12 protein-coding genes, 1 tRNA gene and 2 pseudogenes are annotated in these 16,879 nt (G+C 61.2%); 9 read left to right on the plus strand and 6 right to left on the minus strand.

The window, feature by feature from the left end; genetic code table 11:
- Positions 1–30: 30 nt before the first annotated feature.
- A pseudogene (gene uvrA / locus AAF358_24995) lies at positions 31–2,844 on the minus strand (excinuclease ABC subunit UvrA).
- A 167-nt stretch (positions 2,845–3,011) separates the two neighbouring features.
- Between uvrA and rplU the strand changes: the two are divergent.
- From rplU to obgE, 3 genes are all read left to right on the plus strand, one after another.
- Positions 3,012–3,665, plus strand: a complete 654-nt coding sequence (rplU, locus tag AAF358_25000; GenBank protein ID MEM7708833.1) for a 50S ribosomal protein L21 — start codon at positions 3,012–3,014, stop codon at positions 3,663–3,665.
- Between the two features lie 3 nt (positions 3,666–3,668).
- Positions 3,669–3,932 carry a 50S ribosomal protein L27 gene (gene rpmA / locus AAF358_25005; GenBank protein MEM7708834.1) on the plus strand — a complete coding sequence of 88 codons (264 nt, stop codon included), beginning with the start codon at positions 3,669–3,671 and terminating at the stop codon, positions 3,930–3,932.
- A gap of 135 nt (positions 3,933–4,067) precedes the next feature.
- Complete coding sequence (obgE, locus tag AAF358_25010) at positions 4,068–5,192, plus strand: GTPase ObgE (GenBank protein MEM7708835.1); 1,125 nt, start codon at positions 4,068–4,070, stop codon at positions 5,190–5,192.
- Here the strand turns inward: obgE and rpsT are convergent.
- Positions 5,177–5,440, minus strand: a complete 264-nt coding sequence (gene rpsT, locus AAF358_25015) for a 30S ribosomal protein S20 (protein MEM7708836.1) — start codon at positions 5,438–5,440, stop codon at positions 5,177–5,179. The two genes, obgE and rpsT, sit on opposite strands and share 16 nt — an antisense overlap.
- A 95-nt stretch (positions 5,441–5,535) precedes the next feature.
- On the opposite strand from rpsT, the gene murJ reads away from it, so the two are divergent.
- The 5 genes from murJ (at position 5,536) to AAF358_25040 (ending at position 13,257) form a co-directional block, all read left to right on the plus strand.
- Positions 5,536–7,098, plus strand: coding sequence for a murein biosynthesis integral membrane protein MurJ (gene murJ / locus AAF358_25020; protein ID MEM7708837.1), 1,563 nt, complete (start codon positions 5,536–5,538; stop codon positions 7,096–7,098).
- Between the two features lie 63 nt (positions 7,099–7,161).
- Positions 7,162–8,076, plus strand: coding sequence for a bifunctional riboflavin kinase/FAD synthetase (locus AAF358_25025; protein ID MEM7708838.1), 915 nt, complete (start codon positions 7,162–7,164; stop codon positions 8,074–8,076).
- 63 nt (positions 8,077–8,139) lie between these two features.
- Positions 8,140–10,914, plus strand: coding sequence for an isoleucine--tRNA ligase (ileS, locus tag AAF358_25030; protein ID MEM7708839.1), 2,775 nt, complete (start codon positions 8,140–8,142; stop codon positions 10,912–10,914).
- Positions 10,911–11,402 carry a signal peptidase II gene (gene lspA / locus AAF358_25035; protein ID MEM7708840.1) on the plus strand — a complete coding sequence of 164 codons (492 nt, stop codon included), beginning with the start codon at positions 10,911–10,913 and terminating at the stop codon, positions 11,400–11,402. The genes ileS and lspA overlap by 4 nt, the downstream gene beginning before the upstream one ends.
- 175 nt (positions 11,403–11,577) lie before the next feature.
- Entirely contained in the window at positions 11,578–13,257 is a 1,680-nt protein-coding gene (locus tag AAF358_25040) for a diguanylate cyclase (GenBank protein MEM7708841.1), read from the plus strand.
- Here the strand turns inward: AAF358_25040 and AAF358_25045 are convergent.
- Positions 13,226–14,008, minus strand: coding sequence for an SH3 domain-containing protein (locus AAF358_25045; protein MEM7708842.1), 783 nt, complete (start codon positions 14,006–14,008; stop codon positions 13,226–13,228). The two genes, AAF358_25040 and AAF358_25045, sit on opposite strands and share 32 nt — an antisense overlap.
- A 131-nt stretch (positions 14,009–14,139) precedes the next feature.
- Here AAF358_25045 and AAF358_25050 point away from each other — a divergent pair.
- Positions 14,140–14,215: transfer RNA gene (locus AAF358_25050), tRNA-Thr, on the plus strand.
- 40 nt (positions 14,216–14,255) lie between these two features.
- Here AAF358_25050 and AAF358_25055 read toward each other — a convergent pair.
- From AAF358_25055 to AAF358_25065, 3 genes and pseudogenes are all read right to left on the minus strand, one after another.
- Entirely contained in the window at positions 14,256–15,353 is a 1,098-nt protein-coding gene (locus AAF358_25055; protein ID MEM7708843.1) for a site-specific integrase, read from the minus strand.
- A gap of 62 nt (positions 15,354–15,415) precedes the next feature.
- Positions 15,416–15,655: pseudogene (locus tag AAF358_25060) on the minus strand (helix-turn-helix domain-containing protein).
- Positions 15,573–16,439 (minus strand): phage integrase N-terminal domain-containing protein, encoded by an 867-nt coding sequence (locus AAF358_25065; GenBank protein ID MEM7708844.1) that lies wholly within the window; start codon positions 16,437–16,439, stop codon positions 15,573–15,575. The pseudogene AAF358_25060 and the gene AAF358_25065 overlap by 83 nt, the downstream one beginning before the upstream one ends.
- Positions 16,440–16,879 lie beyond the last annotated feature (440 nt).

The raw sequence follows: 16,879 nt of genomic DNA on the forward strand, positions 1-16,879 counted from the left end.
CTTGCGGCGTCGCCGTGCGGCGGGCGTGCCGAGCGCTTCCCGAAGAAACCGTGCCGTGTGAGACGGCTGGTGCTCTGCCACTTTTTCCGGCGTGCCTGTCACCAGGATTTCTCCACCACCATCGCCGCCCTCCGGCCCGAGGTCGATCACCCAGTCCGCGGTCTTGATCACGTCCAGGTTATGTTCGATGACCACAATGGTGTTGCCGTGGTCTCGAAGCCGGTGGAGTACGCCCAGCAGTTGCTCGATATCGTGAAAGTGCAGACCTGTCGTGGGTTCGTCGAGGATATAAAGCGTCTTGCCCGTATCCCGTTTAGAAAGCTCTTTTGCCAGCTTGACGCGCTGCGCTTCGCCGCCCGATAGGGTGGTGGCGGCCTGGCCAAGCTGGATATAGGAGAGCCCCACGTCCATCAGCGTCTGAAGCTTGCGCGCCACGACAGGCACCGGGCTGAAGAACTCCAGCGCGTCCTCGACGGTCAGCTCCAGCACCTGGTGGATGTTGAGGCCTTTGTAGCGCACCTCCAGCGTTTCCCGGTTGTAGCGCTGGCCTTTGCACACGTCACAAGGCACGTACACGTCGGGGAGAAAGTGCATCTCCACCCGGATCATGCCGTCTCCCTGGCACGCCTCGCAGCGTCCGCCGCGAACGTTGAAGCTGAAGCGCCCAGGCTTGTATCCCCGCGAACGCGACTCCTGGGTGCCGGCAAACAGCTCGCGGATCGGCGTAAACAGCCCCGCATAGGTGGCGGGATTGGAGCGGGGCGTCCGACCGATGGGGCTCTGGTTGATTTCCACGACCTTGTCGAACTGGTCCAGGCCCGTGATCCTGCGATGCGGCGCGGGCCGGGTGTTGCTGCCGTTGATCTCAGCCGCGGCCAGGCGGTAGAGCGTGTCGTTAATCAGGGTGGATTTGCCGGAGCCCGAGACGCCCGTGACGCAGGTCAGCAGCCCTACCGGCACCTCGAGGTTGACCTTTTTAAGGTTATTGCCGGCCGCGCCAAAGACCTTGAGCATACGTTTTTTGTCGACCGGCGTGCGCTCGGCGGGGATTTCAATCCGGCGCTTGCCGCTCAGATACTGGCCTGTGACCGATTCTTTGCATTGCTCGATCTCCTGCGCGGGGCCGGCGGCCACAATCTGACCTCCGTGCACACCTGCGCCTGGGCCGATATCCACCACGTGATCAGCGCAGCGAATGGCCTCCTCATCGTGTTCGACCACAATGACCGTATTGCCCAGGTCGCGCAGGCGGAACAGGGTGCTCAACAGCCGTTCGTTGTCGCGCTGATGAAGGCCGATGGAGGGCTCGTCCAGCACATACATCACGCCGACCAGCCCGGCACCGATCTGGCTGGCCAGCCGGATGCGCTGCGCCTCACCGCCTGACAGCGTGTCGGCCTGACGCTCAAGGGTCAGGTAATCAAGGCCAACGTTTACCAGAAAAGACAGCCTTTCGCGGATCTCCTTAACAATCTTGTCCGCGATCTCTCCGCGCCAGCCCTGGAGCTTGAGCGCCTCGAATCGATCGAGCGCCTGACCCACCGGCAGGCGGGTCATGGTCGGCAGGTTGTCCTCGCCGACGAACACGTGCCGCGCGCCCCGGTTGAGACGCTGGCCTTCACAATCCGGACAGACCTTCTCGGAGATGTAACGGCTGAGCTCTTCGCGCACCATCGGCGACTCGGTTTCCCGATAGCGTCGCTCAAGGTTCGGAATAATCCCCTCGAATCGATGCTGGCGTTCCCAGCGGTCACCGCCCTCGTTTAAATAAGAGAACTTAATTTTCTGCTCGCCGGAACCCTGGAGCACCACCTTTCGGACCGAAGCGGGCAACTCCTTAAAAGGTGTCTCGATGTCGAACTTGTAGTGTTTGGCCAGCGACTTGATGAGCTGGAAATAATAAGCGTTGCGGCGGTCCCAGCCGCGAACCGCACCGCCCGCAAGGCTCCGCTCGGGATGCGCAACCACGCGGTCGGGATCGAACACCTGAATCACGCCCAGGCCGTCACAGGTGCTGCAGGCGCCGGTGGGATTATTAAAGGAGAACAGCCGCGGCTCCAGTTCCGGCAGGCTGTAGCCGCACACCGGGCAGGAGAACTTTGAGGAGAACACAAGCTCGGTGCCGTCATCGTCCATGCTCACGACGCGCGCCACGCCGTTCGCGAGGTTGAGGGCGGTTTCAAACGATTCCGCCAGGCGCTGCTTCATGTCTTCCCGCACCTTAAATCGGTCGACAACCGCTTCGATGGTGTGTTTCACCCGCAGCGCCAGCTCGGGAACGTTGTCCAGGTCAACCACCTTCCCGTCCACCCGCGCACGCACAAAACCCTGCGAGCGGAGCTCGTCGAACACCTGCACGTGCTCGCCTTTTCGTTCTTTAACCACGGGCGCCAGCAGCATCAGGCGCGACCCCTCAGGCTGTGCGAGCACCTGATCGACCATCTGACTGACGGTTTGCGCGTCCAGCACCTCGTCGTGATCCGGGCAGCGAGGGATCCCCACCCGCGCGTACAGCAGCCGCAGGTAGTCGTAGATTTCCGTAATGGTGCCGACTGTCGATCGCGGGTTGTGAGAGGTGGACTTCTGCTCGATAGAGATGGCCGGCGACAGGCCTTCGATATGGTCGACGTCGGGCTTTTCCATCATCGACAGAAACTGCCGCGCGTAGGCGGACAGCGACTCGACGTAGCGACGCTGCCCCTCAGCGTAGATCGTGTCGAACGCGAGCGATGATTTGCCTGACCCGGAAAGGCCGGTAAACACAATCAGCTGGTCGCGCGGCAGCTCCAGGTCCACGTTCGCCAGGTTGTGTGTTCGTGCGCCCCGAATGGAGATCTGATCCATAAATCCTGCGGCCCGTTTGCGAGGGGAAACCGATAACTATAAGCGCGTTCGGGGCGCCCGCGCAAAGCTCGACCGTGTCTAATATTTCTTGCGGCGATCGTTGACTGAGAGCCGCTCATTCGGTAGCATCCTCGCTCTTTTGTGGCCAACTTTTCTGGAGCACGACGATGTACGCTGTTTTCGCCACTGGTGGCAAACAATATCGCGCTGAACCCGGTGACCGGATTCGCGTAGAAAAGCTGGATGCTGACGAAGGCGCCCAAATCGAGCTTGACCAGGTGATGCTGGTCGCCGACGGCGACGACGTGACAATCGGTGAGCCGCTGGTCAGCGGTAGCGTGGTGCAGGCTCGCGTTGTGGGCCACGGTCGGGGCGATAAGATCAGAATCGTCAAATTCCGTCGCCGTAAGCACAGCCGTAAGCAAATGGGCCATCGCCAGTACTACACCGAGCTGGAGATTGTGGGTGTCGGCGCTGCCGGCAGCAAGCCCGCCGCCAAGCCCAAGGCTGAAGCCAAGCCGAAGGCAGAGCCCAAGCCGGAACCGAAGGCCGAGCCGGCCGCTGACGCTGAAGCGCCCGCGCTGAAGTTCCTGGACGGTCCAAACGGTGAGCCGGATGACCTGCAGCGTATTTCCGGCGTAGGTCCGGTGCTCGAGCGCAAGCTCAATGGGCTGGGCATCTACCACTACAGTCAGATTGCGGCCTTTACGCCGGAGCAGATCGCTCAGGTGGACGAAGTGCTGAACTTTAAGGGTCGCATTGAACGAGATAACTGGCTCACTCAGGCGACGGAGCTTGAGCAGGCCAAGAACGAGGACTGATCCATGGCTCATAAGAAAGCAGGCGGTAGTACCCGCAACGGTCGCGATTCGAACCCTAAGTATCTGGGCGTCAAGCGCTACGGCGGTGAGGCGGTGAAAGCCGGCAATATCCTGGTTCGCCAGCGCGGCACCCGCTTCCACGCTGGTGAAAACGTGGGTCTCGGACGAGATCACACGCTGTTTGCCCTGGTTGATGGACGCGTAACGTTTGCCCAGAAGGGCCCTAAGAACCGCAAGTTTGTTGCCGTGGAGCCGCTCGAGGCCTAAGCCTGGCCGCAGCGGCGCTCTGAAACTCAGAGCACATGCCACCGATTTGCCAGACGCGGGCCCAGGCCCGCGTTTTTTTTTGCCTTTTCGTCGCCGATAATTACGGCGCGGCCGATTTGGACAGCGTGACCTTGAATGAAATTTGTTGATGAAGCACGGATCAGGGTCCTTGCCGGCAATGGCGGCAACGGGGCTCTGAGCTTCCGTCGCGAGAAGTATGTCCCTCGAGGCGGACCGGACGGCGGTGACGGTGGTCAGGGTGGCAGCGTTTATCTGCTGGCTGACGAGCGGCTCAATACCCTGGTGGACTTTCGTCATCAGAGAATCTTCCGCGCCCAGCGAGGCACGGACGGCGCTGGTAAAAATCGAACGGGCGCGGGCGGTGATGACCTGATGATCCCGGTTCCCATCGGCACGCTGGTGCAGGTCTGTGAGACGGAAGAGCTGATCGGCGATCTGACGGCCGACGGGCAGAAGCTGCTGGTTGCCCGTGGCGGGGAAGGCGGTAAAGGCAACGCGCGCTTCAAATCGTCCACCAACCAGGCCCCCCGCAAGACCACACCCGGAGTGCCCGGCGAAGAGCGCGAGCTGCACCTGGAGCTGAAGCTGCTGGCGGATGTGGGCCTCGTCGGATTTCCCAACGCCGGCAAATCGACGCTGGTGCGCGCCGTCTCAGCGGCAACCCCCAAGGTGGCGGACTATCCGTTCACGACGCTCTATCCAAGCTTAGGTGTGGTCAGCATGGACCGGGGCCGAAGCTATGTGGTCGCTGACGTTCCGGGCTTGATCGAAGGGGCTGCTGACGGGGCCGGGCTGGGGATTCAGTTCCTGAAACATATCCAGCGTACCCGCATCCTGTGGCACGTCGTTGATCTGGCGCCGCTGGACGGCTCGGATCCGGCCGAGCAGGTCCAGCGTATTGAACAGGAACTGGAGAAGTTCGATCCGGCACTGGTCGGCTGGCCGCGCTGGCTGATTCTCAACAAAGCCGACCTCATGGCAGAGGACGAGTTGACGGATCGTGTGGCGAAGGTTTTGGCGGACTTGAGCTGGGAGGCGCCACACTACGTGGTTTCGGCGGTGTCCGGCACAGGCCTCGACGCACTCAAAAACGACTCGATGGCGGCCGTGGAAACGCTCGACGAGCAGGCAGCAGCGGAAGCGGACGGCGCTGAGCCTGGTCTAACGGAGGAGGGTGACGCGGTGCTTGCGGGCCGGCAGGCCGGCCCGGAAGCGGATGACGCTCAGGACAGCGCCTGAATAGCCTTATTCAGCCGACTCTTATGACGAGCCGCTTTATTCTTATGAATCAGGCCCTTGGCGCTGACCTTGTCGATCACAGGCACGGCGGCCTGATACGCTTGCTGGGCAGCGTCCTTGTCGCCGGCTTCAACCGCCGCGAGGACCTTCTTGATCACCGTCCGAAAATTCGAACGGATCGATGCGTTGTGAGTTCGGCGGCTGTTGGCCTGCCGGATGCGTTTGCGGGCCGATACTGAGTGCGCCACGGTGATAACTCCGAATCAAAAAAAGCGCGCTAGTATGCCGCCGTCCGAGGTTTTTATCAACCTTGTGGTCGTCGTGCTAGAGCCGGGTTTGGGCGTTGAAGCTCCTTAAGGCCACCGGGATTGTCAGCCTGATGACGCTCCTGTCGCGGGTGCTGGGTTTTGTGCGCGATGTGGTGCTCGCGCGAAGCTTCGGCGCGAGCGCCGCAACCGATGCCTTTTACGTGGCGCTGAAGGTCCCGAACCTGCTGCGGCGCATGTTTGCCGAGGGGGCTTTTTCCCTCGCGTTTGTGCCGGTGTTCTCCGAATACCGAGCGCAGCGCTCACCCGAGGAGCTCAAAGGTTTGCTCGACGCGGTCGCCGGCGCCCTGACCGCGGTGCTGCTGGTGATCGTGGCCGTCGGAATGATGGCGGCACCGGTGCTGGTCGCCATCTTTGCGCCGGGTTTTATCGGCGAAGCCGGCCAGTTTGCGCTGGCGACCGACATGCTGCGCATCACTTTTCCGTACGCGCTCGCGATCTGCCTCACGGCGTTGGCTGGTGGCGTGCTGAACAGCTTTGGACGCTTTGCCGTCCCGGCCTTCACGCCGGTGCTGCTCAACGTGGCGCTCATCACCGCCGCGCTGGCGTTGGCACCGCGCATGGCCGAACCGATCAAGGCGCTGGCTTGGGGCGTGCTGGCTGCCGGGATCATTCAGCTCGCTTTCCAGATTCCTTCGCTAATGCGTCTGGGCCTGCTGCCACGACCGCGCTGGAACTGGCATCACGAGGGCGTAGTTCGGATCCGCAAGCTGATGCTGCCGGCACTGTTTGGCTCGTCAGTAGCCCAGCTCAACATCATGCTGGATACGCTGATCGCCTCATTGATCTCCGTGGGCAGCATCACGTGGCTTTACTACTCCGATCGGCTGCTGGAATTCCCGCTGGGGCTTTTTGGCATCGCGCTGTCCACCGTCATCCTGCCGACGCTGTCGCGGCTTCACGCCGGTGCCGACGGCCAGGGCTTTTCGGCGGCCCTGGACTGGGGATTGCGGCTGGGATTGATGATTGCGCTGCCGGCGGCGCTCGGCTTGATCCTGCTGGCGCAGCCGCTGGTGGCCACGCTGTTTAACTACGGCAGCTTCGCCGACACGGACGTGATCAACACCGCAGCGAGCGTCATCGCCTACGGCGCCGGGCTGCCGGCGTTTGTGGCGATCAAGGTGCTGGCGCCGGCGTTTTACTCACGACAGGACACGCGCACACCGGTGCGGGTGGCGGTGATCGCCATGGTGTCCAACATGGTGCTGAACGTGCTGTTTGTGGTGCTGCTCATGCGTTACCCCGTCGCGCCACCGCATGCGGGGCTGGCTGCCGCCAGCTCGCTGTCGGGCTATCTGAACGCCTCGCTGCTGTACCGGCAGCTGCGGCGGGAGGGGGTGATCGTGCACAACGCTCGCTGGCTACGCAGCAGCCTGTTTATGGTGCTGGGTTGTGCGGCCATTCTGGCGATTGTTCTGACCCTCGCACCGGCCGCGGAGCGGTGGCTGGAGGCCACGCTGCTGGAGCGTGTTCGATGGCTGTCGCTGTGTGTGATCACAGCTGCAGCAAGCTATGGTTTGCTGGCGCTCGTCATGCGGGTTCCGGTACGACCCTCGCAGTCCTGGCAGGAGTCTGACTAAGCTCGTTTTTGCCCCTGCCGCTGGCTATACTCGACCGCTTATGTGCTGCTTTTCATACCAACAGTGAAGCTCTTTCGCGACCTGGATTTGCGCCAGCCGATTGCGCCCGCCTGTGTGGCGACCATCGGCAATTTTGACGGCATCCATCTGGGGCATCAGGCCCTGATCGACCGGGTCGAAAAAGAGGCGGCGGCAAGGGAGCTGGCGGCAGTGCTAGTTACCTTTGAGCCGTTGGCGCGCGAGTACTTTGCGCCGGAGAAAGCGCCGGGTCGAATCTATAACGCCTCGCAGCGGATTCGACAGCTATCCCGCCAGCATCTGGACGCCGTCTGGCTGATGCGTTTCAACCGCTATTTGGCGTCGCTGTCGGCCGATGAGTTTGTGCAGTACCTGATCAAGGGCATCAACCCCCAGCTGGTGGTGGTCGGGGAAGGCTTTCGCTTTGGCCGGGATCGGGCCGGTACGGTCGAAAGCCTTGGCTTCGGGGGCGCCGTTGAGGTGGTCGCCATGCCGGCGGTGTGTGTCGACGACGAGCGGGTGAGCAGTACGCGCATCCGCCGCGTATTGGCTGACGGCGACATGGACGCGGCGGGGCGCCTGCTCGGACGGCCCTTTGGCATGTACGGCCGGGTGGTGCGAGGCCAGCAGCTGGGCCGGACCCTCGGCTTTCCGACCGCGAATATCCGGCTGCACCGGCGCAGCACCCCAATCAACGGGATCTTTGCCGTTCGGGTTTCGGGCGGTGGCTTGACGCAGCAGCCTGGAGTGGCCAGCATCGGCACCCGGCCTACGGTGGGCGGTAAAGAAACGCTGCTGGAGGTGCACGTGTTCGATTTCAGCGGTGACCTCTATGGCACCCATCTGGACGTGACGCTGGTGGCCAAGCTGCGGGACGAAGAAAAATTTGACGACCTGGATACGATGACAGTCCAGATGCATGAGGACGCCAGGCAGGCGCGTGAGCTCCTGGCGGCCTGACAAGGATAGAAAGTGACCAATAGCTACAAAGAAACGCTGAATCTGCCAAAAACGTCTTTCCCGATGAAAGGCAACCTGGCTCAGCGTGAGCCGCAGATGCTCAAGCAATGGGCGGAGAGCGGGCATTTCGAGAAAATTCGCGAGCACAACGCCTCGCGCGACAAGACCTGGGTGCTCCATGACGGCCCGCCCTATGCCAATGGCGCGATTCACCTGGGTCACGCGGTCAACAAGATCCTGAAAGACATGATCGTGAAGTCGCGCATGCTCGACGGCTATTACTCGCCGTACGTACCTGGCTGGGACTGTCATGGTCTGCCGATCGAACTCCAGGTCGAAAAGAAGGTGGGCAAGGTCGGGCAGAAGGTGGATGCTGCCGAGTTTCGGAAGCGCTGTCGCGAATATGCGCTGAAGCAGATCGACGTGCAGCGCGACGGCTTCAAGCGCCTCGGCGGCATCGGCGATTGGGACAACCCCTATCAGACGCTGAACTTCCAGTACGAAGCCGACATGCTGCGTGCGCTGTCGCAGATCATCGATAAAGGGCATCTGGTTCGCGGCGCGAAGCCCGTGCACTGGTGTTTTGACTGCGGCTCAGCGTTGGCGGAAGCCGAAATCGAGTACATGGACAAAACCTCGCCGGCCATCGACGTCGCGTTCGACGCGGTGGATCCGGGCGACCTGGCAAAGCGTTTTGGCTACGACCTTCAGGGCGAGCGGGTCAGCGTGGTCATCTGGACCACCACACCCTGGACCCTGCCGGCCAACCAGGCGGTGTCTCTGCATCCCGAGTTTGATTATCAGCTGGTGCGCTTCGGCGCGGATCACCTGCTGGTGCTCGTCGGCGAACTGACGGAAACCTGCCTGCAGCGCTACGGCGCCGAGGGTGAGCCAGAGGTGCTGGGTTCCGCCAAAGGCGCCGCGCTGGAGCTGGTGCAGGTCAAACATCCCTTCGACGACCGCCAGGTGCCTCTGATTCTCGGGGATCACGTCACCACCGAAGCGGGTACCGGTAGCGTTCATACGGCGCCGGCCCACGGTCAGGAGGACTTTGAGGTGGGTGCCCAATACGAGCTTCCCGTGGTCAACCCGGTGGGAGACAACGGATTGTTTGTCGAAGGCACCCCGATCTTTGCCGGCGAGCACGTGTGGAAAGCCAACGATCACATCATCGAAGTGCTTCGCGAAAACGACGTGCTCCTAAAGGCCGAAGACTACACGCATAGCTATCCCCACTGCTGGCGGCACAAGACGCCCACAGCGTTTCGGGTCACGCCGCAGTGGTTTATTTCTATGGAGAAGGAAGGGCTGCGCAAAAACGTGCTGGCGACAATCCCGGACGTACGCTGGGTGCCCGATTGGGGCGAGCAGCGCATGCAGGGCATGATCGAAAGCCGTCCCGACTGGTGTATCTCCCGGCAGCGTACCTGGGGTGTGCCAATCGCGATCTTCGCCCATAAGGAAACCCATCTGCCGCATCCGGATAGTGCGGAGCTGATGCGCAAAGTGGCCGACCTGGTCGAGGCTGAGGGTGTAGACGCCTGGTACGACCTCGACCCGACCACGCTCATCGGTGATGAGGCGGCGGACTATGAAAAGGTCACCGACATCCTGGACGTATGGTTCGATTCCGGCGCCTCTCATTATTGTGTGCTGGCTCGGCGGAAAGAGCTGCCAGAAATCGCTGACATGTACCTGGAAGGTTCCGATCAGCATCGGGGCTGGTTCCAGTCGTCGCTGCTGACCAGCGTGGCGATGCATGGCCGCGCGCCCTACCGACAGGTATTGACCCACGGCTTCACCGTCAATTCTGACGGCAAAAAGATGTCGAAGTCGGAGGGTAATGCGGTCGAGCCGCAGAAGGTAATGAACTCGCTCGGCGCTGACGTTCTTCGGCTTTGGGTCGCTGCGGCGGACTATCGCTATGAGATGTCTGTCTCTGAGGAGATCCTGCGGCGGGTGTCAGATTCCTACCGGCGGATCCGCAACACGGCGCGATACCTCCTGGGTAACCTCAATGGATTCGACCCGGCCACCGACGTCATGCCGGTGGAAGACTGCCTGGCACTAGATCGATGGGCCATGGGGCGCGCTCACGAATTACAGCAGGCGGTGATCAGCGCCTACGGCGACTATCAGTACCACCAGATCTTCCAGAAGATCCATCACTTCTGTTCCGTGGACATGGGTGCCTTCTATCTGGATGTGATCAAAGACCGTCTGTACACCACGCAGCCGGACAGCCGCGCGCGCCGGTCGGCGCAGACGGCAATGCATCATATTCTGGAAGCGATGGCGCGCTGGCTCGCGCCCATCCTCAGCTTCACGTCCGAGGAGATATGGCAGGCCATGCCCGGCGAGCGGGCCGACAGCGTGTTCATGGAAACCTGGTACGAAGCGCTCCCTGCCAAACCCGAAGACGATGCGTGTGACGACGAATTCTGGCGACTGGTGCTGGCGGTGCGCGAGGCGGTCAGCCCCGAGCTGGAGGCGCTGCGCCGGGAAGGTGACATCGGCGCGTCGCTGGACGCTGAGGTGTCGGTCTATCTGCCGGCAGCGCTCTATCAAAAGCTGCTGCCTATCGACAACGAGCTGCGGTTTGTCTTGATCACCTCCGGCGCTGGCTTGTTCCCGCTTGAGGACAAGCCTGATGACGCCCTCACGGCGACGGTGGACGAGCAGGAAATCGCTTTGACCGTGTCGCGCAGCAGCTACGAGAAGTGTGAGCGTTGCTGGCATCGGCGCGCAGACATCGGGATGTCATTGGCGCATCCCAATCTGTGTGGTCGCTGCCTGGTCAACGTCGTCGGCCAGGGCGAAACCCGGCACTTTGCATGAAACCGGGCGGCGCGTTGCCCTGGCTTTGGCTGTCGGGGGTGATTATTGCCCTCGATCAGCTGACCAAGTGGATTGCGGTCGACAGCCTGGAGCGCTTCGAGAGCATTCCGGTGTTTCCCGGGCTGAACTGGACGCTGCTATATAACTTTGGCGCGGCCTTCAGCTTCCTGAACGTGCCGGGCGGGGCGCAGCGTTGGCTCTTTACCGGGCTGGCGGTGGTGATCAGCGCAGTGCTGCTGGTCTGGCTATCGCGCACCCCGCGCTCTGACTGGCGCACCGCCGTGCCCCTCGCGCTGATTGTCGGCGGTGCCTTGGGCAACGTCATCGACCGCATCCGCCTGGGCTACGTCATCGACTTTATCGACGTCTACTACCGCCAGTGGCATTGGCCTGCTTTCAACATCGCAGACTCCGCGATCACCGTTGCTGCCGTCTTTCTGGTGGTATGGGGCTTCCGCAACGCTCCGGAAAACCAGCAGTCGGACTGAATTTTTGCGGGCATTTGCACTCAAATTGTGGGAATATTTTCCGCCAAATGTTGTAATTGTGTGAAATAGTTCACGATTCGCTATAAAAAACAATAATTTGCGACGGGAATCTCTCTTGGTTTCTTTTTCAGTCGGGTAGACTGCCGACAGTCATAGGGGTCAAAACAATAAAACCGTGAGCCAACCTGCTCCCACAACGGCAAAATTCCAGATGCTGCGCAGCATCAAGGCGAAGGTTTCGATCTTCGCCTTGATGGCGACGCTCGTGCCGTCTGTGGTGCTCGGGCTGCTCCACTACAACAACAGCCTGACGCTGCAGCAGGACAAGATCAGCCAGGGCCTGCAGATGACGGCCGAGAATGCCGCGCGTGAGGCCAGCAAATGGCTAGAGCAGCGTCGGCAGGCGCTGCAGATATACAGCGGCGCAACGCCGATTGTCAGCAACATCGCCGGGGCGATGGACGCTGAACCGGATTCTCGTAAGGCGATTGTGACCTACCTCGACTCGGTCATGCGACGTTCTCCGGACGTGCTCGGGCTGGCGATTTACCGGCCGAACGGCGAGCTGGTGGTGTCCACCGAGAGCACGGCGCTGGAGCTGCCGCCGAGCTGGCTGAAGGCGAGTGTGCTGGACGATCTGGAAACTCCATTCCAACCGGGACCGCCCAGCTCTCTGCTGGTTGGCTACCACATGACGGACTACGCCGGTGAGCGGCTGGGATTCATAACCAGCCGCGTGAGGGTGCGTCAGCTGACAAACCTGCTGAACCGCATCAGCGCCGCAACCGGTGAGTCGATCTGCCTGCTGGACGACCAGCGCCGAGTGATTGCCCACAACGAAGATTCGGCGGTTCATGACAATGACCTGCTCGGCGAGTCGCTGCTGGCCCGTCTTCGCGGCGGCAATACGGTGAACTTCTGGCATCAGGACGGTACGGAGGTTGTCGCGCGGATGAGCGAACTGCCGAGCACACCCTGGGCAGTGCTGGCGGAGCGAGACTCGATCGAAGCCTATGCGGAGATCCGAAGCTTCCGACAGCTCACCATAATCATCAGCACGTCTTTGATGCTGGCTATGGCTGGAATTGCTTACATCTTCTCAACCCGCACCCTGGCGCCGCTGCGGCGCCTGACTCAGGGCGCTACGCAGGTTGCCAGCGGAGACCTTAACGTGCGCATCAAGGTTCGCGGCAAAGACGAAATCGCCTATCTCACGCGCGTCTTCAACAACATGGTGGAGCGGCTCGAGGCGGGGCGGAAGCAGGTCGAGAACGCGAGCCAGAAGCTGCGGGCCCAAAACCGCAGCCTGAAGGTGCTGTCCAATACCGATTCGCTGACGGGGCTGTATAACCGTCAGCACCTGAACGATCGTCTGGAGCGGCTGGTGAAAGCCAGCGCAGACGCGCGGCTGCCATTTGCGATCCTGATGATCGACCTCGACCATTTCAAGGCGCTGAATGACCAGTACGGGCACGTCGCCGGTGATCAGGCGATCCGGCAGATCGCTGAGCACATCCGGGACACCTTGCGGAAGAGCGACTACGCCGCTCGCTACGGTGGCGAAGAGTTTGTTGTGCTGCTGCCCAAGGTGGACGCCAAGCACGCTTTCGAGCTGGCGGAACGGCTGCGCCTGGCGGTGGCCTCAACGCCGCTGCACTTTGATCAGAACGAGCTGCACTTGACGGCCAGTATCGGCGTTGCCGCGTTCCCCGAACACGGCAGGACCGGCGATCTGTTAATTCGGCGAGCTGACGCCGCGCTGTACGAGGCCAAAGATCAGGGCAGAAATCGCACCGCGATTGCCACCAGCCCCGGACTCAAGGTTATTCCTGCGGAGATGGATTCGTCTGGCTGAGCAGCGGCTGGAACACCCAGCCTTCCAGCATCTCGTCGACGCGTACTCGAACCCAGGCACCGCTGTAAGAGTAGCCCTGAACCTCGGTCCCTTCCTCCAGCACCGTGATTGACGGATGGTCCAGGCCAGGACCCTGGCGCAGATTGCTGTCCTTCGTGATCCAGAGCTGCACCAGATCACCAAAAGACTCCTCGTTGGGCACCGGGCTCAGCGCCTCAACCAGGTTTTTGGCGCCGGAGAGCCCTCGCTTGGCCTGATTGCTGAGGTACATGGCGCCGCCGAAATTCCCGGCCTCAAACTGGATGGCTGCAGCAGAAAGCTGCTCACGGATCTTCTCCAGCTGCGGCGTGGAGTTGTCGGAAAACTCGGCCAGCAGCACCTCGGCTTCGGCAATGTTCGAAGCGGCGTCAGCCCGGCTGACGTTGCCGCGTAGGCGAGCCTGGGTTCGTACCACCTCAGCGATGGCGTCATCAGCCGCAATCCGCGATTCCTCCACCTGCACCTTGAGGCGCTGCACCTGCGCGCTGGCCGCAATCAGCCGTAGTTCGGTTGCCGCCAGCTCCTCTTTGAGCTGTCGGATCTCAAAAGCCTGGCTGTTGGACTGCTCCCGCAGCAGCGCGTTATCGGCCTGCAGCGCCGCCACGTCAATGGCGGGCTCGTCGACAGCGGCAATCTCAGGCTCCGGTGTTTCTGCCGCCTGCTGCTGGGGCAGGGCGCAGCTAGCGCACAAACCGGCCGCAGCCAAAACCACCGCTAATCCGCTTTTTGGGGCCCATTCCATAGGGAGCAAGAATACGCGCATGCCCGGGCATCGTCATCCGCCGAAAGTGTAACGGCTTGTGACAGCCAGGCCTCAAGAATATAATGCGCGTCCCGCCGGTTGCCGGTGTAGCTCAGTTGGTAGAGCAACGCATTCGTAATGCGTAGGTCCGCAGTTCGAGTCTGCGCTCCGGCACCATTTTAATCTTTCTGATTCAGTGGTTTACGCACGCTAAAGCTTAAACTGCCGAGGCCTCCTGCTCGGTTTTGTGCCAATTTTGTGCCGATTTTCGGCTCGAAATATTGTTCGCGTAGGGCGCGATGTGCCCCGGCGCCAGGTGGGCGTACCGCAACACCATGTCCAGGCTGGCCCATCCACCGAGCCGCTGAAGCACCTCCAGCGGTGTCCCGGCCATCACGTGCCAGCTGGCCCATGTATGGCGAAGGTCGTGCCATCGGAAGTTCTCCGGATGCCAGCCGGGCTGTGGCCGCATGCCGAGGTTCTTGAGCACCTGCTTCCACGCCCGGGTGTTGGCCCGTTGAATGGGCCGCCCGTTAAACGAAAACACGTGGGTAGGATGCTCGAACCGTCGCTTGCGCAGCACCACCAGCGCGTCATCGTTCAGCGGCACCGACAGGGCGCGACCCGACTTTGACGCATTCGCATCGACCCAGGCTGCTCGACGGCTGAGGTCGACACGATTCCAGGTGAGCCCCGTGACGTTGCTTTCGCGCAGTCCAGTGGCCAACGTGAAACGCATCATCTCTGCCGTATGAAGCAGCCCTTCGGCTTCCAGCGAACCCAACACCGATTGGGCGTCGGACTGAGTGAGCCAGCGAAAGGACTCGCTGCGGTGAGGCGTGGTCGTGAGTTTCACCATCGGGGCTCGCTCCAGCCACTCCCACTCCCGTTCCGCCTTTCTCAACAACGACCGAACCAGGGCCAGGTACTTGTTGGTGTTGCCGTGACTCTTGCCGGCCTTGGGTCCGTTGCCTGAAAGGAGGTCCCCTCGAACCTGGCTGATCACATCCGCCGAAATCTCATCGAGCAAGAGCTGGCCGAAATAGCGGTCCAGCCAGCGGAGTTTGGCTTTGTCATCGCCATGGGTCCGCTTGTGGCTGGTTTCGTCGATGAATCGGACGACGGCCTCCTTCCAGGACCGGCGGGGACGTTCGCCCAGTTTATGGATGCGCCATGTCTCTGCTTTCAGGTTGTCCGCGTATTCCTGGGCTTGCCGTTTGTCGGCAGTCCCAGAACTGACGCGTACTCTTTTGCCGTTTGGCGCGGTGAAGCTGACTTGCCAATTGCCGCTGTTACCACGTCGGTAGATTTGCATGATTGCATTCTCCTTGATGATCGGTGCGGCGACCGCTCAGCACCAGTATAGCCCCGCACGTAGTTCAAAACGTCCGATCTCAGAAATACCCATGACCGACCGACCCGACGACCGCGGAGCTGGCCACCGCGAGCACGGCGCTTGACGGTCTCGGGGCAACAACGCAGGAGCCGAGCAGCTTCGCTGGCTCCGATCGTGGGGCAGGGGACGGAGGCTTCTCTATCGGCCAAGGTAAGTCGCGCTGATCTGCTCCCGCGCGTGACCGAGCTCCGAGCTGATCGTGAGCCGAGCCTTTCGGTCAAGGTGCTTGGCTTCTCGGGTTAGCTGGTGGCGATCGGGACCTCCCGCTGCAGGGCATTTCCAGCCCGTAAGCTGTTCGTAGCGTCGTTGAGCGTAGCCATGGCGCAGCCCGTGAAGATTCTTCAGTTCAGCATTGTTGGTGTGCCGCTCGTACTTCCTGAGTTGTTCAACGTAGTTCAGATTGGGCGGGATCAGTGCGCCGCTCCCGACCAGCTGCTCAATGTCACTAAGGAGCACTCGCTGTCTTTCGGTCAGGATTGGTATCGTTCTTGATCTTCCACCCTTGGTCCAGCTGGCCTTGAGCTCTATCGCTTCTTTCTGGGTCGCGTAGCTGGGCCGAAACTTGATCGCCTCCTCGCGCCTAAGCCCAAATTCCTGCTGGAGTCTCAGACTGAGCCGAATGTACGGATCGTCGACTCCGTTGATCTGACTTGGCGTCAGCGTCTGCGCTTTGGACTCTGCTGGGATTGCGCTTCTTGTCTCAATGCCATATTCCGCGTTGTCTCTGGCGATGATGTGGCCTTTCCCGACCTTTCCAGCCCACCATCTCAGCGCGGAAAGCCGGTTTTTCTGGGAGCCAATGCTCAGCCCCTGTTCTTTCCACAGGTCAGTCAGGGCGCTGATATGCTTCGGCTTGATCGATTGAGCACCCATACGCCGATAGCCCAGCTCGTGAAGCTGATGGGCCATCTGGTCCAACATCCGTGACCGGTTGGCCTGTGTTGAATAGCTGCCGTCTTTGTTTTGCCGGCATAACCGCTTTAGCTGGTAGTTCAGGTCTTTCATGGTGCGTCATCTCAGTTTGGTGAGTTTGGATGACCACTACGCACCTGAGAGCGATACGCAGTCCGAGAGTTTTCTCGGTAAAGGTCACGGGACACCAGTCCCCAGGCCTGAAGCCCAATTAGCTTCCGATCGTTAGCGCTGTGGCGCTGAGGATCGGGCTACCAGTTGGCCTTACGGCCCCGGTGAGAACGACGAAGATCACCTCCTATCGTGAATTGAAAAAAATCGTCCAAGGACGAGCCAAAGGCGGAAAACCGCCGCATCAAAGAAAACGAGACATAAAACCTCCTCTCGTGAATGTAGAAAGCGCTCTGAAGAGCCTTTAGGTGGAATAAGCACCACCGAAGTAGAACGCCAAAAAAGGGCGTCAGCCGGAGACCGGCGAAGGCAGCGAGCTGCCCGGGTTGCCACTTAGCCGAAGTAGCCACGGTTGTGGGACA

The organism is Pseudomonadota bacterium, assembly GCA_039033415.1.
In the GTDB taxonomy this organism is placed as follows: domain Bacteria; phylum Pseudomonadota; class Gammaproteobacteria; order Xanthomonadales; family SZUA-38; genus JANQOZ01.